Source organism: Chitinophaga sp. ARDCPP14 (assembly GCF_051362515.1).
Classification (GTDB): Bacteria; Bacteroidota; Bacteroidia; order Chitinophagales; family Chitinophagaceae; genus Chitinophaga.
This window is the reverse complement of sequence record NZ_JBKIXB010000007.1, coordinates 327329-344183: the sequence shown is the minus strand read 5'-3', so window position 1 is coordinate 344183 and position 16855 is coordinate 327329. Positions and strand designations below refer to the sequence as shown.

Annotated in this window: 12 protein-coding genes; 1 reads left to right on the top strand and 11 read right to left on the bottom strand. The window is 47.5% G+C overall.

What is annotated here, in order from left to right:
* From ACLHR0_RS20800 to ACLHR0_RS20780, 5 genes are read right to left on the bottom strand one after another with little or no spacing between them, the layout of a single operon-like run.
* Window positions 1–1719: a sodium:solute symporter family protein gene (locus tag ACLHR0_RS20800; protein WP_429065521.1), complete on the bottom strand. Its 1719-nt coding sequence runs from the start codon at window positions 1717–1719 to the stop codon at window positions 1–3.
* Between the two features lie 31 nt (window positions 1720–1750).
* Complete coding sequence (locus tag ACLHR0_RS20795) at window positions 1751–2641, bottom strand: DUF5017 domain-containing protein (RefSeq protein ID WP_436489184.1); 891 nt, start codon at window positions 2639–2641, stop codon at window positions 1751–1753.
* Window positions 2642–2664: 23 nt separating this feature from the next.
* The gene (locus ACLHR0_RS20790; RefSeq protein ID WP_436489183.1) at window positions 2665–4272 is read right to left on the bottom strand and encodes a RagB/SusD family nutrient uptake outer membrane protein; all 1608 of its coding nucleotides are present in this window, start codon (window positions 4270–4272) and stop codon (window positions 2665–2667) included.
* 21 nt (window positions 4273–4293) lie between these two features.
* Complete coding sequence (locus tag ACLHR0_RS20785) at window positions 4294–7461, bottom strand: SusC/RagA family TonB-linked outer membrane protein (RefSeq protein ID WP_436489181.1); 3168 nt, start codon at window positions 7459–7461, stop codon at window positions 4294–4296.
* 33 nt (window positions 7462–7494) lie between these two features.
* Window positions 7495–7623 (bottom strand): hypothetical protein, encoded by a 129-nt coding sequence (locus ACLHR0_RS20780; RefSeq protein ID WP_436489179.1) that lies wholly within the window; start codon window positions 7621–7623, stop codon window positions 7495–7497.
* A gap of 175 nt (window positions 7624–7798) precedes the next feature.
* Here ACLHR0_RS20780 and ACLHR0_RS20775 point away from each other — a divergent pair, with 175 nt between their 5' ends.
* Complete coding sequence (locus ACLHR0_RS20775; RefSeq protein ID WP_436489178.1) at window positions 7799–8812, top strand: LacI family DNA-binding transcriptional regulator; 1014 nt, start codon at window positions 7799–7801, stop codon at window positions 8810–8812.
* A 7-nt stretch (window positions 8813–8819) separates the two neighbouring features.
* Here ACLHR0_RS20775 and ACLHR0_RS20770 read toward each other — a convergent pair whose 3' ends face one another.
* The 6 genes from ACLHR0_RS20770 to ACLHR0_RS20745 form a co-directional block, all read right to left on the bottom strand.
* On the bottom strand, window positions 8820–9791 hold the full coding sequence (locus ACLHR0_RS20770; protein WP_436489176.1) for a sugar phosphate isomerase/epimerase family protein: 972 nt from the start codon (window positions 9789–9791) through the stop codon (window positions 8820–8822).
* A gap of 128 nt (window positions 9792–9919) precedes the next feature.
* The gene (locus ACLHR0_RS20765) at window positions 9920–11791 is read right to left on the bottom strand and encodes a glycosyl hydrolase family 28-related protein (RefSeq protein WP_436489174.1); all 1872 of its coding nucleotides are present in this window, start codon (window positions 11789–11791) and stop codon (window positions 9920–9922) included.
* A gap of 145 nt (window positions 11792–11936) precedes the next feature.
* Complete coding sequence (locus ACLHR0_RS20760) at window positions 11937–12401, bottom strand: LEA type 2 family protein (RefSeq protein WP_436489172.1); 465 nt, start codon at window positions 12399–12401, stop codon at window positions 11937–11939.
* Window positions 12402–12408: 7 nt separating this feature from the next.
* Window positions 12409–13386, bottom strand: coding sequence for a thioredoxin-like domain-containing protein (locus ACLHR0_RS20755; protein WP_436489170.1), 978 nt, complete (start codon window positions 13384–13386; stop codon window positions 12409–12411).
* A 101-nt stretch (window positions 13387–13487) separates the two neighbouring features.
* Entirely contained in the window at window positions 13488–14645 is a 1158-nt protein-coding gene (locus ACLHR0_RS20750; protein WP_436489168.1) for a redoxin family protein, read from the bottom strand.
* Between the two features lie 68 nt (window positions 14646–14713).
* Window positions 14714–16846, bottom strand: a complete 2133-nt coding sequence (locus ACLHR0_RS20745) for a carboxy terminal-processing peptidase (protein ID WP_436489166.1) — start codon at window positions 16844–16846, stop codon at window positions 14714–14716.
* Window positions 16847–16855: the final 9 nt, after the last annotated feature.

The window sequence follows — 16855 nt, the reverse complement described above, 5'->3', positions numbered from 1 at the left end:
TTAATTTACCAAATGTGCTGACGGTGAGATTACCGGGTCTACTTTCACCTTGCGGGATGCCCGTAGCGGAATGGCTGCTGTTAACAGGATCACCGTGGCAATACCAGCTACCAGCGTAGCGCTTTTCCCGGAAAAGAAACACAGTCCGAATAACAGCAATGCAATAAATGAAAGCGAAAAAGCGATTACTTTCAGGCCGAATTTGTTTTGCTTTCTTATCTCCAGTTCTTCTTTCTCATCTATTTCGCGAACGGTTTCCCTGCGTTGTGTTCTCAGTGCTTTGAGCTGTATATATTCATTGCTGGTGAGTCCTCTATAATAAGCGTATGCTTCGTACAGCGCCAGCATTACAAAGGGCAATCCTACACCCAGCAGCATTTCGTTGGCGCGGCTTAAACCGGTGCCATACGCCAGTGGAAGGATAATCTTAAATACAAGATTGGTAGCCAGGCTGATACCCGTGATATATAGTGTAGCCTTTCCTGTTAGCCGTTTTGAAAACAGCGCCCATATAGGTGGCGCCAGCAACGGGCCACCGGTTACAGCGCCTATGCTCAGTGTAAATTCAACGATGCCGCCGATATAAGGCACAATTAAGGCGATGCATATCATACCAAGTCCGAAGAACCAGGAGGATATGCGTGCAACACTCATCAGTTTTTTATCAGATGCTTTTGGGTTGATGGAACCTTTGTAGATGTCATTCGTAAAAACGGCCGACACCACGTTCAGCGCGGTATTGGCAGATGCGGACGTAGAGAAGTACATGCCCGTAAGAATGAGTCCCATAAGGCCGGCCGGCAATACATGCTGGCACATCATCAGGTAGGCATTTTCTGTTTCCAGTCCCTGCAAACCGGGGTTGATACTTTTATATAACATGGGCGGCAGCATCCATAGCACGGGGCTGATGATATACAGTCCTGCGAAAAGATACGCCACCTTGGATGCAGACCTGGGAACATCCACGCTGGTATAGCGTTGCACAAACGTCCAGTTGCCGCCGATATAAAAAACGTGGTACAATGCAAAGGCCAGGATAAAGCCCCAGGTATATTCCCCGTTCACTACGCTGAAAAAACCTTCGGGTGAAAAGTGCAGGAAGTGCTGCACACCGCCGGCGGCATCAAAGGCCAGGGGGATAATAATCAATATAGCCGCCGTGAGGATTACGAACTGCAATATATCTGTTACCATTACTGCCCACAGTCCGCCAACGGCGGTATAAGCAATCATGAACAGGCCCAGCACCACGGTAGACGGCATCAGTGGCAGTCCCAGTGAAGCGCTTACCAGCCTGGCCACAGAATACAGCACAGAACCTTTGATCAGTAACGATACCACCATAAAGATGTAGATATAGATCTTCTGCACATCTACCCCCAGGCGTTCGCGGATAAACTCCGCCGCGGTAAGGTTGCCGGTAGCCTTCCACCGGGGCGCCAGATATAATCCTGTTACGAGTCCGCCGATACACATGGTCCATTGTATGGTAATGGCTACCCATCCGTATTTATAGGCGATAGATCCCCATGCCACGAACGTGCCTGCAGAAAAGAAGCTCATGAAAAGTGAGAGCCCCCCAATGAACCAGGGCACTGATTCGCCTGCGGCAAAAAACGACTTGAGGTTTCTTCCTGTCCTGGAAAAGGAAAAACCCACCAGCATAATAAATAAGGAAAATACAATAATGACTGACGTATCGATTACAGTGTTCATCAAATGTTTCCGTTTAACCCCCGCTTTTCAGCTATGGGGTGATAGTTAAAGTAAGTTCTTTTGTTATTCTTTTTTCTCCATTATAACGTACCGCGGACGCATCAAATACTACTTTGTAAGTACCCGGTTTAGTGTAAACATATTTATACGAAGGCAGTACGGTACTGATATTTTTCAGTGCAACACCCGCATCCGGCTTAATATAAAAAGGATCCAGCCCTTTGGTAATTACCCAGTCTTCATTATCATCCGCATTCTTATCACCGCCAAACATCAACAGCTGCGCGGTAGTAACCGTCCACACGGATGCCGGGTTTTTAAAATCGAATGCTTTCCATCCTCCGCTGGATAGTACCGCCACCGGCGATACTACACCATCTGCTGAAATGTTGTTGGCTTCAAAGGTCCGGACTACCCAGCGGTTTTGTCCCTGTGTTTTTTTATAGTCCGTGTATTTAAAAGCAACGTAAATGCGGGCAGCCGTATTTTTCGGGTCTGCAAAATCTTTCAGGCTGATAGTCCCTGACGGTGTATTGTCCTGCCCGGTGGAAAAAACGGCTCGGTCAGAAATATCTGTCCAGGTAGCGGCCCTTACATTGGTGGTATCGGCTACACCGGAATAGTTGTTAGACACCAACAACTGCAGATTTTTATAGATCATCCCAAATTGTACCCATGTCTTGAAATTTATCTGCAGATCATTTTCTGCGGTGGTACGGTCTCTGAACGCATAGTTGTGGCCGGGTTCGCCGGAATAGAAAGTAATATTATCCGGGTTGCCGGTAAAGTTAAAGGTAACGGTATCTCCTGCTTTATAAGTAAGTGAAGAAGTAGTTATTTCCAGCGACGGTGTGACTACTTTCTCCTTTGCACAGGAGATAAATATAATAACAATGATCAACAGGTATAATGAATTTCGCATATTAAATACTTTTTAGCGCGGCGTTACCAACCTTTGTTCTGTTCTGCCAGGTGATTAATGGTGGTTTCTGTAGTAGGAATAGGCAGCAGCACGTTCCTGGCTGTTGTATTCTTTGCCGCGTTCCCTGAATATTTCCATGCGGAGGGCGCTGTTGCTGCTACTTCAGCCGCCAGCGATTGCATTTTAGACAGGAATAACCCCCAGCGGATCAGGTCGTGCTTGCGTGCCCCTTCAAAGCTAAGTTCCCGCGCCCGTTCATCCTGCAGTGCTTCGAGGAATGCGTCTTTCCCTAAACCGGCCGGCAGGTCAACGGTGGCATCCGGCGTTGCCGGAGGTTTGCCGTAGCCCCTTCTTCTTACCATATTAATAGCTTCATAAGCTGCTGCTACCGGCCCGTTCACCGCATTCTCCGCTTCGGCTTTCATCAGCAGTACATCTGCATAACGGATCACCGGGAAGTTGGTAGAATTATACGACCTGTTTTTAGGTGTCTGCGTTTCGTATTCACGGCGCCATTTGCCGGCGGTGCGGTCATATATCTGCGTAGCGGTATAAGCCACTTTGGTAACAACGCCATTCACGAGGGAATATTTGTACGGTGCAATGCTCCAGTCCCTCCGCTTATCGGCGGCATCATACAGGTTGAACAACCTCGCGCTGGGGTGTACCGGCCCATTTGAATAACCAACGTTATCATCCGGTGATTCCACGCCGTTTTCAATACCTATGCCGCCTGCCAGCTGGGTGGAACCCTGCTGGTTGCCATACATACCTATTTCCCAAAGGCATTCTTTCGGCTCGTTAATATCTTTGGAGTGATTGATGAAGATGGCGCTGTAATCGGGATTCAGGGAGTGCTTACCGGAGGCGATCACTTTGTCCACATAAGTTAATGCGTCGGCATATTTTGATACATCTTTCAGCGGCTCCCCGGCCATTGTGAGGTACACCTTTGCCAGTATGGCCTGCACGGTGGTGGTGGTTACCCTTTCATTATTGGTGTAGGTGCTGATATCGTTCACCAGCGGCTCCGCCGCTTTCATATCATTGAGGATCGCCGCATACACATCCGCCACGGAAGAGCGGGGCAGCGCGACTTCTACAGGCGATTGGGTAGACGACAATTTCAGGGGCACGCCGCCGAAATTATCTACCAGGATAAAATAATAGTAAGCTCTCAGAAAAAGCGCCTGCCCTTTAATAGCTGCCCGCTTTTTTTCATCCATCTTTGGCTTGTCTACATTTTCGAGTAACAGGTTGGCGCGGTCGATGCCCTGGTAGGCAACTTCCCAGAGTTTGCCTACATCCAGCTGACCGGCGTCAAAATCCATCACCTTTAAATTATTCACGGTAATATTCTTGTAGAAAAAATCATCGCTGATGGCCAGGAAGCTGTACAGTCCACGTGAATACATCCTTCCGAAGTTATCTATCAGCCTGTTGTATACGCCGTTCAGGGCTCTTTCGAGATCAGCCTCTGTGTTAAAATAATTTTCCGGTGTTACGAAATCTTCCGGCTTTGTATCCAGGAATTTGTTACAGGCGCTGAAGGTACTGCCGGCCAGGATGCACAGCAGGAAGAGCTTTGTTATTTTTCTAACGGGAGATAATCTGATATTGTTTGATTTCATAATCGCAGCTTTTTAGTTTCGTTAAAAGGTCACATCCAGTCCGAAAGTGATGGTTCTTGCCTTCGGATACGCCGACCAGTCGAAGCCCGGTGTTAAAGCCGATTGCCTTACAGAAACTTCAGGATCGAGTCCTGAATAATTGGTCCAGGTAATAAGATTTTGCGCGGAAGCATACACCCGCAGTGCTTTTATCCTGGCCTGTTTCAGCAGCGGCGCCGGTAAATTATACCCCAGTGCCACCGTTTTGAGACGCAGATAAGAGCCATCTTCAATAGTGCGGGAAGAATATACCAGTGGTCCCTGTCCGCCTACTTTATACAATTTGTTGTTTTGATTTTCCGGTGTCCAGCGATCGGCATAACTGGCGAACATATTCAGGAAAGACCTGGTGACATCGCCATTTTCAAATTCTATGCGGTTGGCATTCAGGATATCGTTGCCATAGCTCCACTGGAAAAATACGTTCAGGTCGAAGTTTTTGTACGTAAAATTATTGGAGATCCCACCGGTATGTATAGGATTAGGATTACCGATGATGGTGAGATCGCTGTTATCTACCTGTCCGTCGCCGTTGATATCTTTAAACTTGATGTAACCCGGTTGGATGCTGCTTCTTGGATTCCCATTATTCGGCACTTTATCTTTCAGCACATAGGTACCGTTGGATTGATCAAAGTCGCTGTACTGGTAGACGCCATCAAAAATAAACCCATAAAACGATGCGATCGGATGTCCCGGTATAGCGATATACGGATAAGCGTTGTTAAAATTACCCCAGGTGATGCGGGAAGCGTAACTGGGTTCACCTTCGTTCAGCTGTATTACTTTATTGCGGTTGAATGAAATATTGAAACTGGTAGACCAGGTGAATTTTTTATGTTGCACATTCATACTGTTCACAGAAAATTCCAACCCTTCGTTAGACACTTTACCGATATTCCGGATACCGCTCAGGTAACCCAAAGAGGGCGCCAACGTTGCATTTAACAACAGGTCTTTTGTATTCTTCTTATAATAATCGGCGGTAAACGTGATCCTGTTTTTCAGGAATCCCAGGTCTACCCCGATATCTGTTTGCGCGGTGGTTTCCCATTTCAGTTTAGGATATCCCAGGTTGCTGGGAATAGTACCCTGCGCAGGCGAGTTACCAAAGCTGTAACCAGAGTAAGGGAACAGCTGCAGGGAAGTGAGATAGGCAAAATCGCCCACCCGGTTATTCCCGGTGGTACCGAATCCTGCCCGTATTTTGGCATCCGACAGGAAAGATAAATTTTTCATGAAAGATTCTTCGATGATCCTCCACGCCACGGCGCCGGAAGGGAAATAGGCCCAGCGGTTGTTAACAGGAAACTTGGAAGAGCCATCTGCGCGGAACGACAGTGTAAGCAGGTAGCGTGATTTATAGCCGTAGTTAACACGGCCAAGGAAAGACATCAACGCATTAGATGATTTTGCCGTGGGCGCGGTATTGATAGTCCCTTCGTCCAGGCCGCTCATACCCAGCGATTCGTTTGGCACCTGGCTGGCGGAGAAACCATAACTATAAAAGGCTGACTTCTGCATGGTGAAACCACCCAATACATTCAGGTTATGATCTTTGTTGATCACCCTGGCGTAGGTGAGTGTGTTTTCATTGAGCCAGTTGGTTCTTTCCAGATTGCTTACCGAGCCATTGATGCCCAGTACACTGCTCTTGGGATTTCCGAGGCGGGTATTGGAATTATTGAATATTTCTTTCCGTTGTGCTTCTTTGGTAATACCACCGGCCACTCTTAATGTAAAATATTTTGCAGGTTGGTATTCCACATACGCGTTGGTGATAAGGGTATTATTGAACAGCGGGTTATATTCATTCCTGGTAGAAATGATCGGGTTCATGCGGTATTCATTCAGCGGGTCCACATCCGGATCAAAGGGCTGATCGATGAGAGAGGCGTCGCTGGCGGAGTCGCCGGTTACCGGCCGGTAGCCCCAAACGCTGTACATCAGGCTGGAGGTTGGACCATTGGGTGTTGGCGAAGCTACAGCGCCATATGTTTTGGTAGCTGTATAGTTAACGTTGATGCCGGCTTTCACTTTATCATTCAGCCGCTGATCCACCACTGCCCTTCCCTGGTACCGTTTAAAGCCGCTATTAATGATGATACCGTTCTGGTCCAGCAGCGAGCCGGAAAGGGAGTAGGTTGTTTTATCGTTACCACCTCTCAGGGAGAGGCTGTGATTTTGCATAAATGCTTTTCTGAAGATTTGATCCTGCCAGTCGATTCCTTTTACGTTCTTATAGTCGTCGAGTGTTTTATCTTCGCCGAGATAGATGGGCGTGTAAAAAGCTGAATTTTGTTCCAGTTGGTATTTCACAAATTCGTAGGGGCTCATCATCTCCTGTTTCTTAATATTTTCCTGTAAGCCCATCCAGGTTTGATAGGTAACGGTTGGCGCGCCGGCCTTCCCTTTTTTGGTGGTGATAAGGATAACGCCGTTGGCGCCCCTGGCGCCATAAATGGCTGTTGCCGAGGCATCCTTCAGTACTTCGATGGAGGCTATTTCTTCAGGATTGAAAATGTTGTTGGACGGATTTTCCATCGGGAATCCGTCTACCACGTACAATGGGGAGTTTTCCTGGGTTACGGAGTTGTTGCCGCGGATAACGATGTTCAAAGCGGATCCGGGCTGACCATCGCTGGCAGATACCTGTACACCTGCCACGCGGCCACCCAGGGCTTCTTCGAAGGAAGGTACCGGTGCTTTTGCCAGGTCGGCTATTTTAAATTCGCCTACTGATCCGGTGACATCTTTTCTTTTTACAGTTCCATAACCGATTACTACCACATCGTTCAAACCCTTTATGGAAGGTTCCAGCACGATGTTATATACGCTTCTTCCACTGGTTAGTTTTACTTCCCTGCTCAGAAATCCTACATAGCTGAATACGAGTGTGGCGCCGGGTGCGTTATTGGCGGAGATGTGATAGATCCCGTCTTCATTAGTGATGGCGGAGGTTTTGTCATTTTTCACGCGGACCGTTACCCCTACCAGGCCGGTGCCTGCGGCTTCTGTTACTTTTCCGGTAACTGATATTTTATCAGCAGACCCCGTGGCAGGCTGCTGTGCTGCTACATCCGTAGCAGGGAAGATGATAAATAGCAGGGGCAATAAATACCCTGCTGATAAGAAACCATTTTTATGCATACCCCCAAACGTGTTTTTTAGATTAAAATCTGTTTAATTCATTTTTATTTTATCGAGTGCCGGTTCAATTACCGGGCGCAGGAAGTTACTCCATGTAATCGTGTAACAGGTGTAATGCGGATGATTGGCATAAGGCGACAGGTACAGGCACGGTTGGTGCAAAAGAGGTTGAGAGCAACAGTTCTTTCATATCGTGAGAATTTATGTGTCCAAAGATTATAACTAACTGTTACCCGATGGTAAAAAAAATGATGATTTTGCCATTGGGAACATTCCCATAAATTGGGAATGTTCCCATTTTTGATATAATTATGTTTCTTTACAAGAAAAAAACCTGATGAAGCGACACCAGATCACCATTGTTGACATTGCGAAGGAGCTTAATCTTTCTAAATCAACCGTATCGCGGGCTTTAACAGGGCACCCCAGCGTGAACGCAGTAACAAGGCAGGCGGTGCTGGACCTGGCGGAAAAACTCGACTACCAGCGTAACATGCTGGCGATCAGCCTGGTTACCCGGAAAACAAATACTATCGGGATCATCGTTCCGGAATTTACCAGTTCTTATTTCCCAAATATTACCATCGGCGCGCAGGAAGTGGCCAGCAAGGCCGGCTATAATACCGTCATTTGTCAATCCAACGAAACTTATGAAACGGAAGTAGCCAACACCAAAGTGATGCTGGCCAACCAGGTAGATGGTGTATTGGTATCGATCACTAAAGAAACAAAGAACTTTGATCATTTAAAGATATTCCAGCGCAAGGGGATTCCCATCGTATTTTTCAACCGGGTATGCGATGAAATGGATGTGCCCAAAGTAATTGTTGACGACTATGACGGCGCATTCCGTGCGGTGAATCATTTGATTGAAAGAGGCAGGAGAAGGATTGCACATTTATCCGGCCCACCTTCTCTCAAAATAAGTGAAAAAAGACTGAACGGCTATAAGGCTGCTTTAAGAAAAAACAATATTGAGCTGGATGATGACCTGGTAATTCCGTATGACCTGAACCTCGATAAGGTGCATATTTATGTGAATCATCTTTTAAACCTTCCTCATCCGCCGGATGCGATTTTTGCGATCAGCGATCCTACTGCCATTGAGATTATACAGGTGGTGAAGAAAAGAGGTTTGCGGGTGCCGGAAGATATTGCGGTGGTGGGATTCAGTAACGACTTTGCATCGGGGCTTATTCATCCTTCTTTAACCACGGTGTCGCAGCCGGTAAAGGAAATTGGCGGCACTGCCGCACAGCTGCTCATAGACCAGATCAGCCGTGATGTATCGGAATGGAAGAGTATTATCAGGGTGTTGAAAACGGAACTGATTGTGCGGGAATCCAGTTAAGATTTCCTTATATCCCCTCCGTCGCCGCTTTCATTTTCGCCAGGCCGGTTTTCGCTACCAGTAAAGCATCCTGCTGATAATAATTGTTGTTAAAAACCTCCAGTGAAATAATCACCGGTTTCCCGGGGTGCTTAATATGTTGCAGCATCTGCTTCAGCGGTGCAATGCCATCTCCCGGGTAAATACGATCCGGCTCAGAAATTTTACCTGGCGTGATCCCCGCCGGGTAGTCGTTTATATGGAAAATATCCACGGCATCCTTACCTACAAACGCCATGCTGTCGGGGTTTGAACCACCTTTGAAAATATGAAAGGTATCCATCAGCACGCGGGCATCTTTATGGCCGCTTTCTGTGATCACATACAGCACCTGGCTTATTTTTTTTAGATTGGGAGATCCGCCCCACATTTCAAGGATGGGCATTACACCGGTGTTCTTGCCCATTTCAAGGATAGTAAGATATCTTTCCGTTACCACGTTCAGGTCAATTAACGGGGCATTGCTGCCGTTAGCGCCCATTGGCGGCGCCGCTATCCGCTTACAGCCAATTTGCGCCAGCTGCTCCATTTCGCGCTGCAGCTGTTCCAGCCCCGCTTTGCGGGTGGCTTCATCATCCACAATCCATTTGGCAAATCCAATCGCATTCTCCACTTCAATGCCTAAATCATGAATGATCCTTCTGGCTTCCGTTACCGAGCCCCCTTGCTGCAAATACCCCTGAAAAGTATCTATCCATATCTCCACCGAGCTAAACCCTGCTTTGGACGCCGTTTCCAGTTCTTTAACAAAACCTAATTTCTGCCCCCGGATGGTACTCATGTTCAGTGAATACTTAAAAGCAGGCGAAGGCTTTTCAACAGGCCCCTTTGCTGATGCCGGTAATTTCAGCAATGCAGCGCCGGCTGATAAGCTGAGCGCTTTTAAGGCTGTTCTGCGATTAAAGGAAAGGTCAATCATTGTGTCCGAAGCTTTTAGCATAGCGTTAAAATATACATTCCATTCTGGAACTGCAAATCTGCTGCGAAAATATAAGCGGGCAACGGCATGAACAAGGTTCTGCATAAAGGAGGCTGCCTTGAACAGGCATTCTCCTTTATGCAGACTTGCTACAGCTTACCGGCTGTTGCATTTATTGACCATGTAGTAGGAGTAAGTCTTCTACATTCGGCGGTGTTGGTGACCGCGTCAGACAGGTTGGTAAATATTACCAAAGATCCGGCGGGATATGCAGCGGCCGGGTAATTAGTATTGAGAAAGGTATTGGTAATGGCTGTTTTAGCCACAGAGGTATTATTGAATACATTCGTATTGGCATTCACGCCGGAAACCACCCGGTATATTGAACTGCCATCAGACATTACCGTGATTGCTTCATACTGCGCGGTGAGTGTTCTGGAGCCCGCGCCGTCCATCAAACTGGTGGAGGTGATGGTAACAGGATTCGCACTGGCATCAATTTTCTTGATGGTGATTGTCAGGCCCGCAGGAACAGTGGAAGCCGCCGGTAAAGGAATAGTAATGGCCGCATTGACAGCGTTCAATGGAATAAAATAGTCCTGTTTTATCTTTGAGAGATCGGGAATTGTGCCGATAACGGGTGGTATATACAGGCTACGTGCTCCCAGAATATATTCACCTTTGGTATCTTTAAAACGCAGGTTATCCTGTATGGCATCATACCATAATCCTCCGGCTTGTGCCAGGGTAGGATTGTATGGGCCCAATAATAACGGCTGCATAGGTTCCGCGATGCCGATGCTCCTGTTCCTGACTACAGATACACTTGCGGCATTACCTGGCAGCGTAACCACCAATGGGCAGCATTCCGTGAGATCGTTCAGTGGAGCCGGACCGGTAATATATCCCCTTACGGAGGTATCTATATTATATCCCGCTGCTGTTATGTTCTGGATATTCACGTTGTGACAGGAGACGCCTGCCGTTCCGGACCCGCTAATGATGCCGGTAAAGTCCGCAAAATAGGGCATTGTGAATCCATTGACATAGCCGCCATTGACGTATAACCCACGGATGTTCATCACACCACTTACGTGTTTAATAGTAAAGGTGGGTTTATTAGGCGTACAAGACTGTTCTGAATAAAGATCATTTATAACCAGGCTTCTTATTGCACCGGGCACTCCTTCCGCCGCGTAGAACTGGATATGACCTTCTTTATTCGCCTCTAATTGCGGCGCGTCGATCACCATGTTATTAGCCTGGGAGATGGAAATACCACATCCGGCTTTTGTATTCAGGATATAACAACTTTGCAGCTGAATGCTGTTATTTCCTTCATTGCGGAACCACCAGCCATCACCTGTTTGTATTTGGTTCGTCCAACAGCGGACGAACCTCGTGCTATAACATGCTTCGCCAACGCGGATACCACACTCTGTATAATATCCGCTTACATAAACATCTTCCACCAGCGTATTGGGTGAACTATTCAGTAACAAGCCGTTCACACAACCGGTACCTCCCGGTGCTTTAATCGTAAAGTTAAACAGCTGTGCGTATTGGGTATTGTTGGTCGTTACTTTAGCTCCATTGTTCAATATAATCACAGAGCCATCACGCGACTCTCCCTTAATGATCTGATGGTCCTGCGTAAGCGCAATATCCTGCGTGGTTGCATACTCGCCCTGGGGCAAATACAATACATGTATACCCGTGGCAACACATGCTGCCAACGCATTGGCTATTGCCTGGGTATCGTCGTCGGTCCCGCCAACGCCTTTTGCGCCAAAACGCTTTACATTAATAACATCATTCAGGATGGCTTTAAACCGGCCAACCGCTATGGCTGTTCTCTTAATAACCGATCCGCCGTTATCAGTATCTGTGCTGGTGGCATCCCAGTAAAAATCGCCACCACCACCATCTCCGGGTGAATAATAGCCAAGTAGATGGATCAGATCATTTGGATTAAGTGCAGTTACATCTGCCCGCAAATCAACCATGGAATTAAACTTCATAATTAACATTTTAATGGATAAAAATCGATGAAATGAAGTTATTCCATGGCTACGCATTGAACATGCGTGTCCGTTTTACGGAGGTTGCAAAAAAAAGCCGGCTTTTATCAGTAATTGCTGCGAAGCTGAAACGCCTTAGATAGCATCAGTTCATGATCAGGTCCAGGTAATGCCGGCCATCATACGCAATGCTGATTGTTTTGGAGAACCAGCCCACACCGCCTTTCATGGTACCCTTGAAGGAAATATGCACAGAGTCCTCCAGGTTAATGCCCGTTTGACCCAGTTTATTAAAATCCGGTTTCACTGTTACGGGGATGGTGAACAACGCATTTGCCGGCACATTTATCAGGGTATCGATGTGCACATGCCCCAACAGGAAAGTATCCAGCATCAGGTCCAGGTCGCCGCCTTTAAACGTGAATCCGAAACTGTTAGGATTATAGTAGATCCCTTCTATTTTCAATGCCGCCTGTTGCGGCGTGATATTGAAAACCCTGACAGCCAGTTTTTTCGGAAGCCGTGGTTCAGGTGTTTTAAATGCTGTACACCCGGAGAAAAATATCGCGGCAGCAATTGCCAGCAACAGTGGTAATTTTTTGATGATCATATTCTTGTTATTGCACCAGTTTATCCAATTCTTTTTCCAGCTGGTCTTTTTTATAAAAGTCCAGTGATTGGGCAATCTTTCCGTCTTTTCCCACTATCACCACATGTGGTATGGAGGTGATATTAAAATTCTGTTGCACACCTATACCTGCTTTAAAGCCGCCTTCTGTAAGCCCCTGCAGCCACTCCATTTTAGTTTCGTTCACAGCGGTCAGCCATTTGGCTTTGTCGTCGTCAACAGACACTGCAACAAATACGACTCCCTTCTCCTTAAACTTGTTATAATGATTGCGCATCTGCGGAATGTAAGCACGGCAGGGAGCACACCAGGATGCCCAGAAATCGAGTACCACTACTTTTCCTGCCATGTCTTTGATGGAAAACGCATGACCATCAGGATCCGTCAGTTTTAATTCCGGCAATGCTGCGCCGGCGCCGGTACGTTTAAATGATTCAATCTTTGCCAGCAATGCTTTTCCATGCCAGGTGCTTCTGCCGGCGGGAGCCAGGAGCGCATACCCTTGCTCCGCTTTATCAGCTGTGGATGCGTTTCTCAGGGCAAGCCAGGCCGAGAGTTCCAGTTCGGGGTTATCTTTCACATATTCCATTTGTGGCTTACTATGCTGCTGATACGCATAAAACTGGTCGTTCATCCGGCCGCCTTTAAAAGAACTGCCGGTCAGTGAGTCGAGGCTGGATTCAACTGTATAGGTAGTGTTTTCCAGGAACAGCTGCACTGTTTTTGTGCTCACTTTAAGCTGTATCAATTCGGGGTGATCCAGCTTACCGGAAAAAGTAAACTCTCCGTTGATGATACGAACCCTTGGTGGCAGCACTGCCGGCTTCCCGGCTTCATCCACATGTTCAAGAATGGCCACGTATCCGCTGATGATGCCCGTTACTTTTCCTTTGATTACAAACCCTTCTTCTGCCAGGCTGTATAAAGGCAGCAGCAGGAAGATGATTATTTTAATGACAGGACGCATAAAGTTGATATCTTTTTTATGTAAACAAAAAAGGGCAACAGCACAGCGGTAGTGTGCCGTTGCCCTGGCGGAAGTTATGCTGAGGTATTACCGCAAACAACCTATTTGATTGTTTCCATTAATTTTTTATCCAATGCCTCGCCATAGAGATCCCTGGCAATAATTTTCCCATCTGGTCCGATCAATACGTTGGAAGGAATGTAGCCGGCGCCATAAGCCGCTGCGGCGGTGTCGCCCCAACCTTTGAGACTGGAGAGATTGAGCCAGTTCAGTTCATGTTTTTCCATGGCTTTTACCCAGGCTTCTTTTTTGGAATCCAGTGAGATGCCCACCATTACGAAGTTCTTATCTTTGAATTTGTCATTCGCCGCTTTCAGGTAAGGGATCTGTGGTTTGCAGGGACCACACCAGCTGGCCCAGAAATCCACCAGTACATACTTACCTTTAAAATCTCCCAGCGACACCACTTTGCCGTTTACATCAGGGATACTGAAAGCCGGCGCAGCGTCGCCGATCTTCACCTGGCCAGGTTTACCGGGTACTTCTCCTTCTTCATTCATCTTTAAAGAGAGGGGAGATGGATCTACTTTACCTGGATTTTTCCAGCGTTGCAGTATCCTGGAAGCTTTTGCATGTTCACCAAGACCATCATAAAGCGCCTCCATTTCTTTCGTATTCTTACTAAAATATACCGTGATAATATAACCGGTAACGCCCGAATTCGGATGGGCCAATATCCACTTCCGGAGTGTATCCTTCATCCGCTGCTCCACTTCGGAGCCCTGTTTATTGTAGGCTTCCGCTGCATCCTCATCTCCTATTTCCATCGCTTTATGGTATTTTTGCTCCAGCTCCGCAAACAGCTTACCATCGCCTTTCTCCGGGGAAGTCATTTCCATTACTTCCTGCCATTCCTTTACCCAGGAATCGCCGGAAAAAGTGGCGTCGTTAAAATATCCGCCTTTTCCTTTGATGTTCATTTTCCCTTTCTCCAGGTACACCAATGCGCCTCCCAGTTCCGGATTACTGCCTATCTGCATAATATATACGCTTCCTCCTTTGGCTATCGGCATCGTTAGCCTGAACTGGTGATTCTTAATGACGGCGGTGGCGGTATCACCGGAATAGGGCTCGTACAGGTTCACTAAGGTATCATTCGGGGATTTATCCAGTTTGGCCGTAATGATGGCCACATCCTCCTGCGCATACGCAGCAAAGCTTCCCATGCAAAAAGTGAATGCAAACAGTTTTCTCATCATGATTAAGTGCGTTTAAGTATTAGGCAATCATTACCGCAAAACGGGTGAAGCCTGTTGTTAATTAATTATCATTTTTTCGGCGAGGCCGGGTTAGTCAGCATATCTTCCAGCACCGATACTGTTTCAGCGAGGTAAACATCTTTCCCCAGTTTCTCCAGCCATTCTTTGTAAGAAGCAGTATTAACGGCCTCATTCTTTTGCATGGCCGGATTGATGTTCCTCAGCATCGATGGCAATACGGTCAGTACTTCCCTGCCTTTCAATTCTTTCGCCTGTTGTATATTCTTCTCACATCCGGATGTTTGCTTATAAACTGCTCCAAACGACAACAGTTCCAGCGGTGTGGGTTGCTCCTGCAATGCTTTTAACTGGCGGGTGTTGGCTGCGATAGTGGCAAAGGAAGGATGCTGCTGAACCCGCAAGCGTGCCTGCTGCACTACTTTCTGATAATCAAACCCAAAGGTAAGCCGCTGATAAGGAGGCAGTCCGACGGTATCGCATACGAGGGCAGACGAAAAATCTTTTTCCATTACGGATTGCGAACTCATTCTATCCTGCAGTACAACATCAGGGATTACGCCCTGCAGCTGTGTGGATGATCCGTTAATGCGGTAAAACTTCTCCGTGGTAACCCGCATGGTGCCATAGTTTACATCGGCAATGCCTTTCGCAGCATCACCCATTTTACCGATGGTGATATTCACCTGGGCAGTGCCTTTTCCAAAAGAAGAGGAAGTGCCTACAATAAGCCCGCGGCCACGATCCTGCATAGCGGCGGCAAATATTTCAGACGCAGAGGCGCTGCCTTCATCTACCAATACGGTGAGCGGCCCATCATACAATGGTTCCACTGCCGGAGAGGAATACATCCGGATACTGTCTTTTCCGCGGAGCCAGGTAATAGGTCCGGAGGGCACAAAGCAATAGCCCATGGTGACAACTTCATCGAGGGAGCCACCGCCATTGCCGCGCAGATCCACTACAATGCCATCTACTTCCTGTTCCTTGAGCTTTTCTACTTCCCTGGCTACATCGTTGGCAGAGCCGTTTATTTTGGTACCGGAAGGATCCATGTAAAAGAGGGGCAGGAAGATATATCCAAAACGTTTTCCATTCTTTTCAATCACGGCGCTTTTCGCCCTGTTTTCCAGGTCAATTACTTCATCTCTTTTTACGGTCACCGTTCTTTCTTTTTCACCTGGCTGTTGCAAGCGCATGGTAACGGAGGTTCCCTTTTCACCGCGGATCAAGCCGGCTACTTCGTTGGCGGGAAGCCCGTTCACCGGCAGCATCTCTCCTTTGCTGTCGGCAACGGCGATGATATTGTCGTTCTCTTTTACCTGCCCGCTGCGGTAAGCGGTACCACCTGGCAATAATCTTTTGATATAGTAATCGGATTCTTTTACGCCCAGCTCTATGCCTAGTCCGAAGTAACGTTTATTCAGCTGTTCATTCATGAACCGGTCCTGTGGTGCCGCATAGGTAGTATGCGGATCAATTTCAAACATGGCGGCACTTACATACTGCGCAAATTTGTCTTCCGCTCCGCGTTGCCCGGTCGTCTGACGGAAATAATCGCTGTACCATTTGCGTACTTTTTCCCGGGCTTTGGCTTCCAGTGCCGGGTCGGCAGCTGCGAGGTGTTTGGCGGTGTCGCCACTGGCGGCGCTCATCTCCATATAATGCCGCAGGGTGTAATATTTCAAGAGCTTGCGCCACAGTTCTTCGCGCGTTTGTTTACTGGTGCAAAAGGGAAGATCTTTCCTGAAGGCCATTACTGTTTCTTTCTTTTTCAGATCGAAGGGGGTAGCCAGGATCTGCTGGCAAAGCTGGCTGGCTTCATTAGCGCGTTTCTCATATATCGCGTAGGCGGCATCAAAAAAAGTGGTAGCGCCTGTGTTCAGCTGATCGTCGACCTGCGTTTTATACACCGCAAGGGCAGCCACATCTTCCTGGAGGAACAGGTTACTGTTAGGGTCCAGGGTGTGCAGGAACCGGTTCCATACTGCCGCGGAGTAGGCGTCGTCAATTGGCCTTGGATGGTAATGTTTTTTCGTGACCTTATTGATAGCAGCAGTGATAACGGCGCTGTGGTACGACGGCTGCGTAGCGTTAGCAGCGGGCGTTTGGGCTTTAACCGTAAAGCCGGCAATGGCCAACACGCCTGATAGCAGGAGTTGCGCTCCTTTCAATGTTTTCATACAAAAAAT

Coding starts and splice junctions, on each gene's coding strand:
- ACLHR0_RS20800 (WP_429065521.1), bottom strand. CDS start 1,719: ATGAACACTGTAATCGATACGTCAGTCATTATTGTATTTTCCTTATTT.
- ACLHR0_RS20795 (WP_436489184.1), bottom strand. CDS start 2,641: ATGCGAAATTCATTATACCTGTTGATCATTGTTATTATATTTATCTCC.
- ACLHR0_RS20790 (WP_436489183.1), bottom strand. CDS start 4,272: ATGAAATCAAACAATATCAGATTATCTCCCGTTAGAAAAATAACAAAG.
- ACLHR0_RS20785 (WP_436489181.1), bottom strand. CDS start 7,461: ATGCATAAAAATGGTTTCTTATCAGCAGGGTATTTATTGCCCCTGCTA.
- ACLHR0_RS20775 (WP_436489178.1), top strand. CDS start 7,799: ATGAAGCGACACCAGATCACCATTGTTGACATTGCGAAGGAGCTTAAT.
- ACLHR0_RS20770 (WP_436489176.1), bottom strand. CDS start 9,791: ATGCTAAAAGCTTCGGACACAATGATTGACCTTTCCTTTAATCGCAGA.
- ACLHR0_RS20765 (WP_436489174.1), bottom strand. CDS start 11,791: ATGAAGTTTAATTCCATGGTTGATTTGCGGGCAGATGTAACTGCACTT.
- ACLHR0_RS20760 (WP_436489172.1), bottom strand. CDS start 12,401: ATGATCATCAAAAAATTACCACTGTTGCTGGCAATTGCTGCCGCGATA.
- ACLHR0_RS20755 (WP_436489170.1), bottom strand. CDS start 13,386: ATGCGTCCTGTCATTAAAATAATCATCTTCCTGCTGCTGCCTTTATAC.
- ACLHR0_RS20750 (WP_436489168.1), bottom strand. CDS start 14,645: ATGATGAGAAAACTGTTTGCATTCACTTTTTGCATGGGAAGCTTTGCT.
- ACLHR0_RS20745 (WP_436489166.1), bottom strand. CDS start 16,846: ATGAAAACATTGAAAGGAGCGCAACTCCTGCTATCAGGCGTGTTGGCC.